This is a genomic window from Solirubrobacter phytolaccae, assembly GCF_027587195.1.
In the GTDB taxonomy this organism is placed as follows: Bacteria; Actinomycetota; Thermoleophilia; order Solirubrobacterales; family Solirubrobacteraceae; genus Solirubrobacter; species Solirubrobacter phytolaccae.
In genome coordinates, this window is record NZ_JAPDDP010000026.1 from 50,964 (window position 1) to 68,113 (window position 17,150).

Annotated in this window: 12 protein-coding genes and 1 tRNA gene; 4 read left to right on the forward strand and 9 right to left on the reverse strand. The window is 70.6% G+C overall.

Annotated elements, in window-relative coordinates; genetic code table 11:
- Positions 1–60: 60 nt before the first annotated feature.
- A complete protein-coding gene (gene leuS / locus OJ997_RS15845; protein ID WP_270026134.1) occupies positions 61–2,520 on the reverse strand; it encodes a leucine--tRNA ligase in 2,460 nt (819 codons plus the stop codon).
- A 76-nt stretch (positions 2,521–2,596) separates the two neighbouring features.
- Between leuS and OJ997_RS15850 the strand changes: the two genes are divergently transcribed.
- Positions 2,597–2,669: transfer RNA gene (locus OJ997_RS15850), tRNA-Ala, on the forward strand.
- Between the two features lie 60 nt (positions 2,670–2,729).
- Here OJ997_RS15850 and rsfS read toward each other — a convergent pair.
- The 3 genes from rsfS to OJ997_RS15865 are packed head-to-tail and all read right to left on the reverse strand — an operon-like array spanning position 2,730 to position 4,947.
- Positions 2,730–3,101: a ribosome silencing factor gene (gene rsfS / locus OJ997_RS15855; RefSeq protein WP_270026135.1), complete on the reverse strand. Its 372-nt coding sequence runs from the start codon at positions 3,099–3,101 to the stop codon at positions 2,730–2,732.
- Complete coding sequence (gene nadD / locus OJ997_RS15860; RefSeq protein ID WP_270026137.1) at positions 3,098–3,691, reverse strand: nicotinate-nucleotide adenylyltransferase; 594 nt, start codon at positions 3,689–3,691, stop codon at positions 3,098–3,100. The genes rsfS and nadD overlap by 4 nt, the downstream gene beginning before the upstream one ends.
- Positions 3,688–4,947: a glutamate-5-semialdehyde dehydrogenase gene (locus OJ997_RS15865; protein WP_270026138.1), complete on the reverse strand. Its 1,260-nt coding sequence runs from the start codon at positions 4,945–4,947 to the stop codon at positions 3,688–3,690. The genes nadD and OJ997_RS15865 overlap by 4 nt, the downstream gene beginning before the upstream one ends.
- Positions 4,948–5,022: 75 nt before the next feature.
- Here OJ997_RS15865 and guaD point away from each other — a divergent pair, with 75 nt between their 5' ends.
- Both guaD and OJ997_RS15875 read left to right on the forward strand, forming a co-directional pair.
- The gene (gene guaD / locus OJ997_RS15870; protein ID WP_270026139.1) at positions 5,023–6,321 is read left to right on the forward strand and encodes a guanine deaminase; all 1,299 of its coding nucleotides are present in this window, start codon (positions 5,023–5,025) and stop codon (positions 6,319–6,321) included.
- A 49-nt stretch (positions 6,322–6,370) separates the two neighbouring features.
- A complete protein-coding gene (locus OJ997_RS15875; RefSeq protein WP_270026140.1) occupies positions 6,371–8,182 on the forward strand; it encodes a PKD domain-containing protein in 1,812 nt (603 codons plus the stop codon).
- On the opposite strand, the gene proB is transcribed toward OJ997_RS15875, so the two are convergent.
- Together proB and obgE are read right to left on the reverse strand one after the other, a co-directional pair.
- The gene (gene proB, locus OJ997_RS15880) at positions 8,179–9,270 is read right to left on the reverse strand and encodes a glutamate 5-kinase (RefSeq protein WP_270026141.1); all 1,092 of its coding nucleotides are present in this window, start codon (positions 9,268–9,270) and stop codon (positions 8,179–8,181) included. The genes OJ997_RS15875 and proB overlap by 4 nt on opposite strands.
- Positions 9,270–10,556 carry a GTPase ObgE gene (gene obgE / locus OJ997_RS15885; RefSeq protein WP_270026142.1) on the reverse strand — a complete coding sequence of 429 codons (1,287 nt, stop codon included), beginning with the start codon at positions 10,554–10,556 and terminating at the stop codon, positions 9,270–9,272. The genes proB and obgE overlap by 1 nt, the downstream gene beginning before the upstream one ends.
- Before the next feature lie 23 nt (positions 10,557–10,579).
- On the opposite strand from obgE, the gene OJ997_RS15890 reads away from it, so the two are divergent.
- Entirely contained in the window at positions 10,580–11,254 is a 675-nt protein-coding gene (locus tag OJ997_RS15890; protein ID WP_270026143.1) for an SDR family oxidoreductase, read from the forward strand.
- Positions 11,255–11,327: 73 nt separating this feature from the next.
- Here OJ997_RS15890 and lpdA read toward each other — a convergent pair whose 3' ends face one another.
- From lpdA to aceE, 3 genes are read right to left on the reverse strand one after another with little or no spacing between them, the layout of a single operon-like run.
- Positions 11,328–13,094: a dihydrolipoyl dehydrogenase gene (gene lpdA / locus OJ997_RS15895; protein WP_372517903.1), complete on the reverse strand. Its 1,767-nt coding sequence runs from the start codon at positions 13,092–13,094 to the stop codon at positions 11,328–11,330.
- A complete protein-coding gene (gene aceF, locus OJ997_RS15905) occupies positions 13,091–14,404 on the reverse strand; it encodes a dihydrolipoyllysine-residue acetyltransferase (protein WP_270026144.1) in 1,314 nt (437 codons plus the stop codon). Before aceF ends, lpdA begins: the two co-directional genes overlap by 4 nt.
- A gap of 3 nt (positions 14,405–14,407) precedes the next feature.
- The gene (gene aceE, locus OJ997_RS15910; RefSeq protein WP_270026145.1) at positions 14,408–17,062 is read right to left on the reverse strand and encodes a pyruvate dehydrogenase (acetyl-transferring), homodimeric type; all 2,655 of its coding nucleotides are present in this window, start codon (positions 17,060–17,062) and stop codon (positions 14,408–14,410) included.
- Between the last annotated feature and the right edge of the window lie 88 nt (positions 17,063–17,150).

Here is a 17,150-nt window from a genome sequence, read left to right on the forward strand (position 1 = left end):
CGGATCAGCACGCGCTTTGCAACTTAAGACGCGCGGAAGTGTGAAAAAAGGCGCGCGGCCCTAGCGGACCACGAAGTTCACGAGCTTGGATGGCACGACGATGACCTTCACGACCTGCTTGCCGTCGATATGAGCCAGGACGTTCGGACGCGAGCGTGCCAGCGCCTCGAGCTCTTCCTTCGAAGCCGTGGTCGAGGCCTCGACGCGGTCGCGCAGCTTGCCGTTGACCTGCACGACGACCTGGACGACGTCGCGCTCGAGCAGCGACAGGTCGGCGTCCGGCCAGGGGGTCTCCCAGACGCGGTCGCCCGTGAGCTTCTCGAAGACGTCGGCGGCCGTGTGCGGGGCGAACGGGAAGATCAGCGACGCGGCGGTGGCCGTCGCGAAGTGCAGCGTCCCCGACGAAACCGCCTCACGGCGGCGGTAGGCCTCGTTGACCAGCTCCATCACGGCGGAGATGGCCGTGTTGAAGGCGAAGCGGCCGGCCATGTCGTTGGTGACCTTGTCGATCGCCCAGTGGGCCTTGCGCATCAGCTCGAGGTCGTCGCCCTCGGGCGCCTCCAGCGGGCCGAGCAGCGGCTGGGGCGCGCCCAAGCCGTCGGCCACGTCCATGCCCAGGCGCCAGAGACGGGCGAGGAAGCGGTGCACGCCCTCGACGCCCTCGTCGTTCCAGTCCGCGTCCTGGTCGGGCGGACCGATGAAGAGGATGTACGAGCGGGCGGTGTCCGCGCCGTAGCGTTCGACGTACGGCGCCGGGCTGATCATGTTGCCCTTGGACTTGGACATCTTCGCGCCGTCGCGCGTGATCATGCCCTGGGTGAACAGAGCCTTGAAGGGCTCCTGGGCGCTCAGCAGGTCCAGGTCGGCCAGCGCCTTCACGAAGAAGCGCGCGTACATCAGGTGCAGGATCGCGTGCTCGACGCCGCCGACGTACTGATCGACGGGCGTCCAGCTGTCCAGGACCTTCTTGTCCCACGCGGCGTCGTCGTTATTGGCGTCGGTGTAGCGCAGGTAGTACCAGGACGAGTCGACGAACGTGTCCATCGTGTCCGTCTCGCGCCGCGCGGGACCGCCGCAGATCGGGCACTCCGTGTTGACCCAGTCCTCGGCCGCGGCCAGCGGGGACTTGCCCTGCGGCGCGTAGTCCTCGATGTCCGGCAGCTCGACCGGCAGCTGGTCCTCGGGCACCGGGACCATGCCGTGCTCGTCGCAGTAGACGATCGGGATCGGGCAGCCCCAGTAGCGCTGGCGCGAGAGCAGCCAGTCGCGCAGGCGGTAGTTGATCGAACGGTGGCCCTTGCCCTCGCGGTCCAGCCAGTCGACGATCTTCTCGAGCGCGTCGCGGTTGCCCAGGCCGTCGAACTCCGGCGCGGAGTTGATCAGCGGCCCGTTCCCGGAGTACGGGAGCTCGGCGTCCTCGCCGCCGTCGACGACCTGGCGGATCTCCAGGCCGAACTCGGTCGCGAAGTCGAAGTCGCGCTCGTCGTGGCCGGGCACGGCCATGATCGCGCCGGTGCCGTACTCCATCAGCACGTAGTCGGCGACGTACATCGGGATCTTCTCGCCGTTGACCGGGTTCACGACGCTGCGGCCCAGCGGCACACCGGTCTTCTTGCGGTCCGTGTCCGCGCGCTCTTCCTTGCTCTCCGTCAGGACCTTGTTGACGTACTCGCGTACGGCGGACTCGTGCTCGGTCCCGGCCGCCAGCTTCAGCACGTCGGGGTGCTCGGGCGCCATCACGAAGAAGGTCGCGCCGAACAGCGTGTCCGGGCGGGTGGTGAAGACGGAGTACTCGCGGCCGGTCTCGGCCTCGGAGAAGGTGACCTCCGCGCCCTCGGAGCGGCCGATCCAGTTGCGCTGCATCGTGACCACGTTCTGCGGCCAGTCGATCGTGTCCAGATCGTCGAGCAGGCGGTCGGCGTAGTCGGTGATGCGGAAGAACCACTGCTCGAGCTGGCGCAGCTCGACGGCCGTGCCGCAGCGCTCGCAGTGCCCGTCGATGACCTGCTCGTTGGCCAGCACCGTGGCGTCCTTGGGACACCAGTTGACCGCGGCCTCCTTGCGGTAGGCCAGCCCGCGCTCGAACAGCTGCAGGAAGATCCACTGCGTCCAGCGGTAGTAGCGCGGCTCGTGCGTGCCGAACTCGCGCGACCAGTCGATCGAGATGCCCCAGGAGCGGAACTGGCGCTGGAAGGAGGCGATCGACTCCTCGGTGGCGACGCGCGGATGCTTGCCGGTCTTGATCGCGTTGTTCTCCGCGGGCAGCCCGAACGCGTCGTAGCCCATCGGGTGCAGCACCTTCATGCCGTTGCGGCGGCGGAAGTGCGCGACCGCGTCACCGACGCTGTAGTTCTTCAGGTGCCCCATGTGGGGCTCGCCCGAGGGATACGGCAGCATCTCGAGCACGTACGAGCGCGGGGCCCCGTCAGGTTCGTTGGAGACTTCCCAGGTGCGCTCCCGCTCCCAGATCTGCTGCCAACGGCGCTCGATCTCGTGCGGCTCGTAACGGTGCTCGGCCATGAGGCGCGGAGGTTAGCGTCCGGACGAACCACATCCGCGGCGCGAGGTCGCTAAAGTATCTCCCGGCAAGTTGCTCGGGGCTATAGCTCAGCTGGGAGAGCGCGTGACTGGCAGTCACGAGGTCGTCGGTTCGATCCCGTCTAGCTCCACTAAATGAAAAGGCCGCCCAACGGGCGGCCTTTTCTCGTTCTTGCGGAAGATTCGAACCGCTACTCGATCTCGCGCTTCGGGGCTTCGCCCCAGAGCTGCTCGAGGCGGTAGTACTCGCGCGCCTCGGCGGTGAAGATGTGGACGATCACGTCCAGGTAGTCCATGAGGATCCAGCGGGACTCGCTGACGCCCTCGACGCGCCGCGGGAGCAGCCCGTGCTCCTTCTTCATGTTCTCGTGGATGCGGTCGTGGATCGCCTTGACCTGGCGATCGGAGCCGCCGGTGGCGACCACGAAGTAGTCGGTGTAGCCGAGCACGCCCCGCAGGTCGAGCTCGACGATCTCCTGAGCTTTGACGTCTGACGCGTAGCCGCCGATCAGGTCGGCCAGCTGGGCCGGCTCGATCGGCGCGGAGGCGCGGGGAGCGGTCATGCGTACAACCCTTCGGCGGCGATGAACTCGGCCACAGCGTCGGGCACGAGGTAACGGATCGGACGGCCCTGCGCCATGCGTGCGCGGATGGCCGAGGAGGAGATGTCGAGACGAGGCATGTCGAAGAAGCGGATCTGTTCAGCGCCGGCGAGCCCGGCGAGGTGCTCCACGATGTCCGTGCGGCGGATGCCTTCACGTTCGGCGACGCCCAGCGTCGCCAGGGCGAGGACCGACTCCGGCTCGTGCCACGTGGGCAGCGAGTGGGCCATGTCACCACCCATGATGAACGTCAGCTCGTCCTCCGGACTGGACTCATGCAGCCGTCTGAGGGTATCGACCGTGTAGGACCGACCCGGGACGTCCGCGTCCACGCGTGAGACCCAGAAGCGCGAGTCCCCCGCCACGGCGCGGCGCGTGAGCTCCACGCGCACCTCCACCCCGGGGTCGCCGACGATCTCCTTGTGCGGCGGCTGGTTGACCGGGATGAACGCCACCTCGTCGAGCCCGAGCTGGTCGCAGGCCTCCGCCGCGCAGACGAGATGACCGATGTGCGGCGGGTTGAACGTGCCGCCGAGCAGGCCGAGCTTCAAGCGCGAACGTGCCCGTCGCCCTCGACCAGGTAGCGCGTCGAGCACAGCTCGCGCAGCCCGATGGGCCCGCGGGCGTGGAGCTTCTGGGTCGAGTTGCCGATCTCCGCGCCCATCCCGAACTCGCCGCCGTCCGTGAAGCGCGTGGAGGCGTTGACGTAGATGCAGGCGCTGTCGATGCCGAGCTGGAACGCGCGGGCCGCGGAGCGGTCGTTGGTGACGATCGCCTCCGAATGCCCGGAGCCGTACTGGTTGACGTGGTCGATCGCCTCGTCCACCGAGTCCACGACGCGCACCGCGAGGATGAGCGCGAGGAACTCCTCGCCCCAGTCGGACTCGGACGCGGCGGCGACGCTCGGGTCGATCGCGCGCACCCGCTCGTCCCCGCGCAGCTCGACGCCCTCGGCCCGCAGCGCGGCGATCGCGCCCGGCAGGAAGTCGGCGGCCACGGAGGAGTGCACGAGCAGCGTCTCGGCCGAGTTGCACGTGCCGGGACGCTGGACCTTGGCGTTGACGATGATCCGCTCCGCCGCGGCCAGGTCGGCCGAGGCGTCCACGTACACGTGGCAGTTGCCCGCCGCGGCGTAGATGACCGGCACCTTGGCGACCGCGCTGATCGCCTTCTTCAGGCCCTCGCCGCCGCGCGGGATGATCAGGTCGACGATCCCCTCGAGCTGCGCGAGCTCGGTGAGCGCGGCCCGGTCGCCGCCGACGAGGCCGATCGAGCCCTCGGGCAGCGCGCTGGCCGCCTCGGTCGCGATCCGGGCGAGCACCTCGTTGGAATGGGTGGCGCTCGACGAGCCCCGCAGCAGCACCGCGTTGCCCGACTTCAAGGCCAGGGCGGCCGCGTCGATGGTCACGTTCGGCCGCGCCTCGTAGACCACGGCGACAACGCCGAGCGGGACTCGAACCTTGCGGACCTCGAGCCCGTTCGGCAGCCGCCCGCCGTCGACGACCTCGCCGACCGGGTCCGGCAGCGCCGCGATCGCGCGGGTGCCGGCGGCGATCGCGCGCACGCGCTCGTCCGTCAGCGCCAGGCGGTCCATCAGCGCTTCCGAGAGCCCGTTCTCGCGCCCGGCCTCCAGGTCGCGCGCGTTGGCCTCGATGATCTCCGGGATCCGCGCCTCGAGGGCGTCCGCGATCGCGTGCAGCGCCGCGTCCTTGGTCGCCGACGGGACCGCTGCCAACCGCCGGGCAGCCGCCTTGGCGGCAAGGGCGAGATCGGTGACGGAGGTCGAGGGAACGGTCGCGGCGGCCATGAGCCTAGTGTAAGGGCCGCGTGCGCTCGGCACGAGGAGGCGCGCGGTCGCCGTGGTTGGCCGTAGGCTGCGCGGGTGGCCGGCACGACGATCATCCGCGCGCGCGTCGCGCACACGCCGCGTGATCCGTTCGCGGCCGACGACGCGCTGGAGACGTTCGACGACGGCGCGGTCGCCTTCGCGGACGGGACGATCGTCGCCACCGGGCCGGCGACCGACGTGCTCGCCGCGCATCCCGAGGCGACGGTGCACGACCGGCGCGACTGCGTGCTGATCCCGGGCATGGTCGACACGCACGTGCACTTCCCGCAGATCCCCGTGATCGGCGCGATGGGGCTCGAGCTGCTCGAGTGGCTCGCGCAGCGCACGTTGCCGGAGGAGGCCAGGATGGCCGACCTCGACCACGCGCAGCGCGCCGCCACGCGCTTCACGCGGCTCCTCGCGCTCAACGGCACGACGTCGGCACTGGTCTTCGGCAGCCACTTCCCGCAGGCGCAGCACGCGCTCTTCGAGGCCGCCGACGCGTCCGGGCTTCGGATCGCGTCGGGCCTGGTCGTCTCCGACCGCAACCTGCGCCCCGAGCTCGAGGTCACGCCGGAGGAGGCCTACGCGCGCAGCACCGAGCTGCGCGCCCGCTGGCACGGCCACGGGCGGCTCCGCTACGTCATCACGCCGCGCTTCAGCGTCTCCGCCACGGAGGCGATGCTCGACGCCTGCCGGGCGCTGCTCGACGACGAGCCGACCGCCCTGTTCACGAGCCACGTGAACGAGAGCCCGGGCGAGATCGCGTTCGTGAAGGAGCTGTTCCCGAAGGCCCGCGACTACATCGGCACCTACGAGGACGCGGGGCTGCTGCGGCCGTGCTCGGTGCTCGCCCACAACGTGCACGTGTCCGACGAGGGTCTCCATCGCCTCGCGCGCGCCAAGACCGCCGTCGCGCACTGCCCGTCCTCCAACGCCTTCCTGGCCAGCGGCATCTTCCCCATGGCCCGCCACGTCGAGCACGGGGTGCGGTTCGGGATGGGCACGGACGTCGGCGCCGGGACGGGCCTCTCGATGCTCAAGGAGGCGCTCGTGGCGTACCACGTGCAGATGGTCCGCTCGGAGGGACACATGCTCGGGCCCGCGCACCTGCTCTACCTCGCGACCGCCGCGGGCGCGAAGGCGATCGGGCTCGAGGCGGTCGCCGGAGACCTCACGCCGGGCAAGGCGGCGGACCTCGTGCTGCTCAAGCCGCCGCCCGGCGGCACGCTCGAGGCCGTGCTCGAGGAGGCGCCGGACTGGAGCGCCGCGCTCGGCGCGATCTTCACGCTCGCCCGCGAGGAGTGCGTGGTCGAGACCCGTGTGGCGGGCGACATCGTGTTTCGTCGTTAAACGGACCGCCGCGTTCTATTAGGCGCGTTCGCGGTCGACGACCAAGAGCATGACCACGAACCTCCGCACCGGCCTCACGGCCGCGGCGGTGGCGCTGCTGACTGCCGTCCCCGCCTCCGCCGCCCATGCCGCTCCTCTGCAAACGCCGGTCCAGATCGACAACATGGGTGGCTACCTCCCGTCGGTCGCCGTCAACGCCGGCTCCGCCATCGTGGGCCTGCCGACGAACGACGCCGTGAAAGTGGCGACGAGCGCCGGCGCCGGCCAGTGGAACCCGACGATCGCGCTCTCCTCGCCCACGGCGAAGTCCGACGGCGTCGCCGTCACCGTCGACGAGGACGGCACCCAGACCGCGGTCTGGGGCGAGTACTTCATGATCTCGGCCGGCATGGGCATGCCGAACCCGGGCCCGACGAGCATCTACGCCGCCACCCGCACGGCGGTCGGCGCGTGGAGCACGCCCGAGAAGCTCTCCCCCGCCGGCGCCGCCGTCCTCGGCCAAGTGTCGGCCGTCGTCGGCACGGACGGCCGCGTCACGGCCACGTGGTTGGAGGACTCCGGCGACGTCTACTTCACGACGCGCCCGCTCGGCGGCGCCTGGAGCCCGCGCACGAAGGTCACGGGTGCGGAGGCCGGCGCGGCGATCGACCTCGCCGCGGCCAAGGACGGCACCGTCACTGCCGTGTGGCGCGACACGACCAGCAGCGACGCCCTGGTCTCGACGCTGCGGGACGGGGCCTGGACCGCCCCGGTGGACGTCTCCGGCGCCGCGGTCTCCGATCCCGCGCTCGACATGACCCCCGCCGGCGACGCCACCGTGGTCTGGAAGGGCAGCGGCGGCATCTTCACCACCCGGCGCGCGGCGGGGAGCACCACCTGGACCGCACCCGAGCAGATCTCCGGCAACAACGGCAACTACGGCCACTACGCGCCCGGGCTCGTCGTCGAGCGCAGCGGCCGCGCGACCGCCGCCTGGAGCGAGTACGGCAGCGGCGGCTACCACGTGTACACGTCCGAGCGTGCCGCGGACGGCACCTGGAGCGCGAACCGGGACCTCGGCCCGGGCGACTCGTCCAAGCCGACCCTGGCCGCCACGCCGGACGGCGAGGTCCACGTCGCCTGGTACGGCCTGCCGACGCGGATCGTCTCGCGGGCGGCCGACGGCACCTGGGGCTCGCTCAGCACGATCTCGGCGTTCGTGAACTCCGACCCGGTGATCGCGGCGGACGAGGACGGCGACGTGGTCATCGCCGGCGCGCCGAACGGCTCGCCGGTCCAGGTCGCCGGGTTCGACAACGCCGGCCCCGGGCTCACCGCGCTGTCCGTCCCGGCCTCGGCCCAGGTGGGCGCGGCTGTCACGTTCAGCGTGTCGCCGATCGACCTGTGGTCGGGCCTCGGCACCACGACCTGGAGCTTCGGCGACGGCACGACGGGCACGGGCACAACCGTCACGCACACGTTCGCCACCACCGGCACGAAGAAGATCACGGTCACGGCGACCGACACCTTCGGTCGCGCCCGCACCCGCACGCGGGCCCTCAGCGTCACGCAGGCCGTGGCCCCGACCCCCGAGCCGCCGGCCCCCGGCACCGACCCCACCCCGCCGGCCAAGACGCCCGGCACCTGCACCCCGCGCGCGCTGACCACCGTCAAGTGGAAGCTGACGAAGGGCACGAAGGTCCGCCGCGCGACGATCACCGTCAGCGGCGACAAGAAGGCCCGCAAGCTCAAGCGCACGGCCCGTTCCTTCAAGCTCGACCTGCGCAAGGCCAAGGGCAAGGTGGTCACCGTGACCATCCGCACCCGCACGACCAAGGGCAAGCTGGTCACGAAGACGCAGCGCTACACGCTCTGCTCCTAAGTCAGGACGAAGTAGTCGCGATGCACGGCTTCCTCGGTCGCCCGGGGAAGCACCTCGCGCACGGCGCCTGACTTGAGGCCCATGACCCGCCGCAGCTCGGCGGAGGAGTAGTTCGAGATCCCCTTGCCGACGGCGCTCCCGTCGGCGAGGACCTCGATCGCGTCGCCCGCCTCGAAGGCGCCCTCGACGCCGACGATGCCGACCGGCAGCAGCGACGTGCCGCCGTCGCGCAGCGCCCGTGCAGCGCCCGCGTCGACCACGACCGTGCCCTGGGAGGGCTTGGCGTAGCGCAGCCAGAGCTTGAAGGACGGCTGGCGCACCGGGTGCGGCGCGAAGTGCGTGCCCGCGGGCTCCCCCGCCCAGGCGCGCGCGAGCACGCCCGGCTCGAACCCGCTCCCGATCACGGTCGGGATGCCGGCCGCGGTGGCCATCTCCGCGGCCGCGACCTTCGAGCGCATCCCGCCCGAGCCCAGTGCCGAGGTCTCCGACGAGATGCTCAAAGCGGCCAGCTCGGCCGGATCGTCCACGCTCTCGACCAACCGCGCCGACGGGTCGGAGCGCGGATCGGCGGTGAACAGCCCCGCCGTCGAGGTCAGCAGGAGCAGCAACGACGCGTCGACCAGCACGGCGACCTGCGCGGCGAGGAAGTCGTTGTCGCCGAAGGAGATCTCGTCCGTGGTGGTCGTGTCGTTCTCGTTGATGACCGGGACGATCCGCCAGTCGACGAGCGTCCGCAGCGTGCGGCGCGCGTTCAGGTAGTGCGTCCGCGCGCTCATGTCGAAGAACGTCAACAGCACCTGCGCCGACTGGATGCCGCGCTCGCGCAGGTACTCGTCGTAGGTGCGGTAGAGCCGGCCCTGGCCGACCGCGGACGCCGCCTGGAGCTCCTCGACCGCCTTCGGCCGCCCGCCCAGCCCGAGCAGGTGGATGCCGCGCGCGATCGCACCAGAAGTCACCACGACCACGTCGGTCCCGGCCGCGTGCAGCGCCGCGATCTCCTCGCAGATCCTCGCGACGACGGACAGCCGCAGCGCGCCGCTGTCCTCGGCGACGATCGACGAGCCGAGCTTGACGACCGCGACCGGCATCAGCCGTGGGGGTCGAGCGTGAACACGGTGCCGCCGATCTCGACGTCGTCGCCGGGCTCGAACCCGGCGCGCTCGAGCGCGGTGATCACACCCATCCGCCGCAGCCGGTTCTCGACCAGCGCCTGCGCCTCCTCGTTCTCGAGGTCCCAGCGCAGGAACAGGCGCTCGACGGCCTCGCCCGTGACGATCCACTCGCGGGCCGGGCCGCGCGTGATGTCGAACGACGGACGGCCCTTGACGGGACGGAAGACCGCGAACTCGGCCACCTCGTCCTCGCCCGAGCCCTCGGCCTCCGGGGGCGCGACGGGCACGCGTTCCAGCAGCTCGCCGCGCAGCTCACTCAGGCCGATCGACGTCGCGCTGGACGTCACGAGCACCGGGAAGGCGACGCGCTCGCGCCACTCCACGGCGGCCTGCGCGGCCACCTCCGGCGTCACGAGGTCGGCCTTGCTCAACGCCAGCAGGCGCGGGAGCGAGGCCAGGCGCGGGTCGTGCTCGGCGAGCTCGCGCTCGATCACCTCGAAGTTCTGCACCGGGTCCGAGCCGTCCAGCGGCGCGAGATCGAGCACGTGCACGAGCAGCCGCGTGCGCTCCACGTGCGCGAGGAAGTCGTGACCCAGGCCGGCGCCCTCGGACGCGCCCTCGATGAGGCCCGGGATGTCGGCGAGCACGAGCTGACGATCGTCGGCCTCGATCGTGCCCAGCACCGGGACCAGCGTCGTGAACGGGTACGCGGCGACTTTTGGCTGCGCCCGGGTCATCGTCGACAGCAGCGAGGACTTGCCGGCGTTCGGGAGCCCGACGAGGCCGACGTCGGCGAGCAGCTTGAGCCGCAGCTCGACGAGGCCCTCCTCCCCCGGCAGACCGCGCTCGGCGAGCCGCGGCGCCTGGCGCGTCGCGGTCGCGAAGGTCTTGTTGCCGCGCCCGCCCGGGCCGCCCTTGGCGAGCGTGATCTCCTGGCCGGGCCGGACGAGGTCGTACTCGCGCCCGTCCCAGCGCTCGACGGTGGTGCCGGGCGGCACGGGAACGACGAGCCGCTCGCCGTCGGCGCCGTGCATGAGCTTGCCCATGCCGTGCCCGCCGCGATCGGCCTTGTAGCGCCCGCGGCGCCGGAAGGACTGCAGGTCGCGCAGCGAGTCGTCGCAGCGCAGGACGACGTCGCCGCCGCGCCCGCCGTCGCCGCCGTCGGGCCCGCCCTTGGGCACGCGGGACTCGCGCCGGAACGACATCGAGCCGTCGCCGCCGCGCCCAGCTTCCACTTCGATACGTGCGCGATCAGCGAGCATTGGTCCGGGTAACGATAGGAACCATGGACGATCGCGTGTTCCTGATCGCCGGCGCTTCGAGCGGAATCGGCGCCGCCACCGCCCGCCAAGCGGCCGAGGCGGGCTACCGCGTCGTGCTCGCCGCGCGCTCCGTCGACAAGCTCGAGACGCTCGCGGACAAGACCGGCGGGCTCGTCGTGCAGACCGACGTCGGCGAGTACGCCGAGGTCGAGGCCCTCGCCAAACGCACCCTCGACCAGTTCGGCCGGATCGACGTCGTGTTCGCCAACGCGGGCGTCGGCCACCCGCGCGGCTTCGAGGCCGGTGACCCCGCAGACGCCAAGCAGATGGTGATCACGAACGTGTTCGGCATCTACGCGACGATCCGCGCGACGGCCGCCGCGCTGCGAGCGTCGAAGGGCCACCTCGTGATCACCAGCAGCATCGCCGGCCGCCGCGCGCTGAAGGGCTCGCTCTACAGCGCCACGAAGTTCGCCGTCACCGGCATGGCCGAGGCCGCGCGCCAGGACTTCAACGGCACCGGCGTGCGTACGACGCTCATCTCACCCGGCATGGTCGAGACGCCGGGCTTCAGCCACGAGCTCGACAACGTGCTGACCGCCGACGACATCGCCCGCGCGGTGATGTTCGCCGTCGCGCAGCCGCCGCACGTGGACCTCAACGAGATCCTCGTGCGGCCGACTGCACAGGAGAGCTAGCGAGTTCGCCCGGCGCTCGCGCCCTGGGGGCGCTGGGCGAACTCGCCGAAGCATCGCCCTCTGGGCGATGCGACTAGTCCTTCTTGGGGCGCTTGCGCTTGGGCATGATGTCCGTGATCGTGCCCTCCGCCGCCTCGGCGGAGAAGCCGACGGTCTCGGACAGCGTCGGGTGCGGGTGGATCGTCAGGCCGATGTCCTCGGCGTCCAGGCCCGCTTCGATCGCGAGGACGGTCTCCGCGAGCAGCTCGCCCGCGTTGACGCCGACGATGCCCGCGCCGAGGACCCGATGCGTCTCGGGCTCGACGATCAGCTTCGTGAGGCCGTCGGAGCGGCCGATGCTCAAAGCACGGCCCGACGCCGCCCACGGGAAGGCGCCGACCTCGTACTCGATCCCCTCGGCCTTGGCCTGGGTCTCGGTGAGCCCCGTCCAGGCGACCTCCGGGTCCGTGTAGGCCACGGACGGGATCGAGCGGACGTCCCAGGAGACGTCGTGGCCCGCGATCACCTCGGCCGCGAGCACGCCCTCGTGGGTGGCCTTGTGGGCGAGCATCGGCTCGCCGCGGACGTCGCCGATCGAGAAGATGTGCGGGACGTTCGTACGCATCTGCAGGTCGGACTCGATGAAGCCGCGGTCGCTGACGGCCACGCCCGCCGCCTCGGCGCCGATGACCTTGCCGTTGGGACGGCGGCCGACGGCCACGAGGATCTTGTCGAACGTCTCGACGTTCTCGCCGAACTTGACTTTCAGGCCGTCCGGGGTCGCCTCGACCGACTCCACGCCGGTCTTGAGGTGGATCGCCTCGTAGCGGCCCTTGATGCGCTTCTCGAGCACCCGCACGAGGTCCTTGTCCGCGCCCGGGATGAGCTGGTCGAGCAGCTCGACGACCGTGACCTTCGAGCCCAGCGCGTCGTAGACCGTCGCCATCTCGAGGCCGATGATGCCGCCGCCGATCACCAGCAGCCGCTCCGGGATGTCCTGCACCTCGAGGGCACCGGTGGAGTCGATGATGCGGTCGTCCTCGGGCAGGAACGGCAGCGTCGCCGCCTCCGAGCCGGAGGCGATGATGCAGTGCTCGAAGCCGACGACGGTGTCGCCGACCTTGATCGAGTTCGGCGAGGTGAACTCGCCCGTGCCGCGCACGACCGTCACCTTGCGCTGCTTGGCGAGGCTCTCGAGGCCGCCGGTGAGGCGCCCGACGACGTCCTCCTTCCATCCGCGTACGTGGTCGATGTCGATCGTCGGCTTGCCGAACGAGACGCCCATCTCGGACATCTCCTCGGCCTCGGACAGCACCTTCGCGACGTGCAGGAGCGCCTTGGACGGGATGCAGCCGACGTTCAGGCACACGCCGCCGAGCCGCTCGCCGCGGTCGATCATGGCCACGCTCAGGCCGAGATCGGCGGCGCGGAACGCGGCCGTGTAGCCACCCGGACCGGCGCCGAGCACGACGACCTGGACCTTGACGTCCGCGTCTTCCGGGATGCCGGAGGACGTGGGCGCGGCGGCCGGAGCCGGAGCCGACTCGGCGGCCGGAGCGGGCGCCTCCTCGGCCTTCTCCTCGACGGTGCCGCCCTCGGGCTTGGCCTCCTCCGGCGCGGCGGCCTCGGCGGCCTCCAGCGTCAGGATCGTCGAGCCCTCGGCGACCTTGTCGCCCACGGCCACGGTGATGTCCGTGACCTTGCCCGCGGCCGGCGACGGCACTTCCATCGTCGCCTTGTCGGACTCGAGGACGACCAGCGGGGTCTCCTCCTCGACCTCGTCACCGACGGCGACGAGGATCTCGATGACCGGGACGGCGTCGAAATCGCCGATGTCCGGGACCTTGACTTCGAGGCTCAAAGCAGGACCCTCCGCAGGTCGGACAGCTGGTTGACCAGGTGCGCGGTGAAGCGCGCGGCGAGCGCGCCGTCGATCACGCGGTGGTCGTAGGACAGCGACAGCGGCACCATCAGGCGCGGCACGAACTCGCTGCCGTTCCAGACGGGCTTCATCGCCGAGCGGGTGACGCCGAGGATCGCGACCTCGGGGGCGTTGACGATCGGCGTGAACGACGTGCCGCCGATCCCGCCGAGCGACGAGATCGTGAACGTCGAGCCCTGCATGTCGCCGCCGGCGAGCTTGCCCTCGCGCGCCTTCTTGGACAGCTCGGTCAGGTCCTTGGCGATCTCGAGGATGCCCTTGGAGTCGGCGTCCTTGATGACCGGGACGACGAGGCCGTTGGGCGTGTCGGCCGCGAAGCCGATGTTGTAGTAGCGCTTGAGGACCAGGTCGTCGCCGTCCAGCGAGGAGTTGACGACCGGGAAGGCCTTCAGCGACGCCACGACGGCCTTCGCCAGCAGCGCGACCATCGTCACCTTGGCCTCGGACTGCTCGGAGTTGGTGCGCTTGCGGAACGCCTCCAGCTCGGTGATGTCCGCCTCGTCGTTGTGCGTGACGTGCGGGATCATCACCCAGTTGCGGCCCAGGTTCGGGCCGCTGATCTTCTGGATGCGGGTGAGCGGCTGGCGCTCGATCTCGCCGTAGCGCTCGAAGTTGACCTTCGGCCACGGCGCGAGGTTCAGGCCCTCGATCGCGGCACCGCCGCCCGGAGCCGGAGCCGCAGCGGGCGCGGCCGCCGGAGCGTCCTTGGCCTGCTGCACGTCGTCCTTGGTGATCCGGCCCTTGCGGCCGGACCCGGTGACGGTCGAGAGGTCCACGCCGAGTTCACGCGCGAGCCGCCGCACACCGGGGGAGGCGTACGCGGGCGCCGAGCTGACGCCGGCGCTCTGCTGCGGCGACGCGGGCTGGGCCGGCGCGTCGACGCTCTTGGGCTCCTCGACGGCCTTGACGTCCTCCGTCTCGGCCGCCTTGGCGTCCTCGGCCACGGCACCCGCGGGCGCCGTCTCGGCCTCGGGCGCGGCGCCGTTGGCCCCGCTGACCTCGAGCGTGAGGATCGCGGACCCTTCCTTGACCTTGTCGCCGACGGCGATGCCGATCTCCGTGACCTTGCCGGCCGACGGCGACGGGACCTCCATCGTCGCCTTGTCGGACTCCAGGACCACCAGCGGGTCCTCGGCGGCAACCTCGTCACCGACCGACACCAGCACCTCGATCACCGGGACGTCGTCGAAGTCCCCGATGTCGGGGACGAGAACCTGTTCAGAAGCCACGTCTCACACCTTCCACGGCGCGGGCCGCTCGGGGTCGATCTGGTAGGACTCGATGGCCGTCTTCGGCGCGCTCGCGTCGATCTTGCCGAGCTTGACCAGCTCGGTCAACGCCGCCAGCACGACGTGGTGGCGGTCAACCTCGAAGAACGAGCGCAGCGTCTTGCGGTAGTCGCTGCGGCCGAAGCCGTCCGTGCCCAGCACCCGGAACGGCTGCTTGACGTAGGGCCGGATCTGGTCCGCGAACGCGCGCATGTAGTCCGTCGACGCGACCACGGGACCGGCCGCTTCGCCGAGCTGCTGCTCGACCCAGCTGGTCTTGGCCTCCTCGCCCGGGTGGAACGTGTTCCAGCGCTCGACCTCCTGGCCGTCGCGCGCGAGCTCGGTGAAGCTCGGGACGCTCCAGACGTCCGCCGCCACGCCGAAGTCGTCGGCGAGCAGCGTCTGGGCCTCCAGCACCTCGCGCAGGATCACGCCACTGCCCAGGAGCTGCAGCTGCGCCTCGCCCTCGGCGGCCGGCCGCAGCTTGTACAGCCCGCGCAGGATGCCCTCCTCAGCGCCCTCCGGAATGGCCGGGTGCTGATAGTTCTCGTTCATCAGCGTGAGGTAGTAGAAGACGTCCTCCTGCTCCTCCATCATCCGCCGCAGGCCCTCGCGGATGATCACCGCGAGCTCGTAGCCGTAGGTCGGGTCGTAGGAGACGCAGTTCGGGATCGTCGCGCTGAGCAGGTGCGAATGCCCGTCCTCGTGCTGCAGGCCCTCGCCGTTGAGCGTCGTGCGGCCCGCGGTGCCGCCGAGCAGGAACCCGCGCGTGCGGCTGTCACCGGCGGCCCAGGCGAGGTCGCCGACCCGCTGGAAGCCGAACATCGAGTAGTAGATGTAGAACGGGATCGTCGCCGTGCCGTGGTTGGAGTACGACGTACCCGCGGCGATCCACGAGGACATGGCGCCGGCCTCGTTGATGCCCTCCTGGAGCACCTGGCCGTGCTTGTCCTCGCGGTAGAACATCAGCTGGTCGCGGTCCTCGGGCGTGTACAGCTGGCCGAGCTGGCTGAAGATGCCGAGCTGGCGGAACAGGCCCTCCATGCCGAACGTGCGCGACTCGTCGGGCACGATCGGGACGATCCGCTTGCCGAGCTGCTTGTCGCGCAGCAGGGTGCTGAGGATCCGGACGAAGCTCATCGTCGTGGAGACCTCGCGGTCCCCGGTGCCGTCGAGCTGGCTCTGGAACGCGGTCAGCTCCGGCGTCGGCAGCGACTCGGCCTTGCGACGGCGCGCCGGCAGCGAGCCACCGAGCTTCTCGCGCTGCTCGCGGATGAACTCGGCCTCGGGCGAGCCCTTCGGCGGCTTGTAGAAGTCCAGGTTGCGGACCTGCTCGTCGGTGATCTCGAGCTCGAAGCGGTCCCGGAACGAGAGCAGCGCTTCCTCGTTCATCTTCTTCTGCTGGTGGGTGATGTTCTGGCCTTCACCCGCCGCGCCCATGCCGTAGCCCTTGATGGTCTTGGCGAGGATCACGGTCGGCTGGCCGTGGTGCTCGGTCGCGGCCTTGTAGGCCGAGTAGACCTTGCGCTGATCCAGGCCGCCGCGGTTGAGCGCCCAGATCTGGTCGTCGGAGTAGTCCTTGACCATCGCGCGCAGCTCCGGCTTGGTGCCGAAGAAGTGCTCGCGGACGTACGCGCCGTTGCGCGACTTGTACGTCTGGTAGTCGCCGTCCAGGGCCTCGTTCATCCGCGCGAGCAGATGGCCCTCGTGGTCATTGGCGAGAAGCGGATCCCAGCGCGAGCCCCAGATCGTCTTGATGACGTTCCAGCCGTTGCCGCGGAAGTTGGTCTCCAGCTCCTGGATGATCTTGCCGTTGCCGCGGACGGGGCCGTCCAGGCGCTGCAGGTTGCAGTTGATGACGAAGATCAGGTTGTCGAGCTTCTCTCGACCGGCCATCGAGATCGCGCCCAGGGACTCGGGCTCGTCGGTCTCGCCGTCGCCCAGGAAGGCCCACACCTTGCGGCCGGCGGTCTCGGCGAGCCCGCGGCCCTGCAGGTACTTCATGTAGCGGGCCTGGTAGATCGCCATCAGCGGGCCGAGGCCCATCGAGACGGTCGGGAACTGCCAGAAGTCCGGCATCAGCCACGGATGCGGGTAGGAGCTGAGACCGGTCTTGTAGGCCTCCGTGCGGAAGTTCCGCATCTGCTCCTCGGGGATCCGGCCCTCGAGGAACGCTCGCGCGTACACGCCCGGGGACGAATGACCCTGCATGTAGACCAGATCGCCGCCGTGCTTGTCCGACGGCGCGTGCCAGAAGTGGTTGAAGCCCGTCTCGTAGAGGACGGCCGCGCTCTGGTAGGAGGCGATGTGGCCGCCCAGCTCGGAGCTGGTCTTGTTCGCGTTCAGGATCGTCGCGATCGCGTTCCAGCGGACGATGCTGCGTACTCGCCGCTCGAGCGCCTCGTCGACGGGATGAGGTGGCTCATCCTGCGGCGGGATCGTGTTCAGGTACGGCGTGTTGCCCGCCGGCGCGGGCGTCGCGCCCGTCAGCTGGGCGTGGCCGATGACGCGTTCGAGCAGGAACTGCGCGCGCTGCGGACCGTCGCTGGCGACGACCGCGTCGAGCGCTTCGAGCCACTCGCGTGTCTCCTGGGGATCTACCTCGACCTGCGATGCCATTGCTGCTCCTCGATCTCCTCGGTGCGCGGCCATTGTGGCTCATGAGCCCCGCTCGGGTGAGCCTGCCCGATATCTGCGTTCCATGATA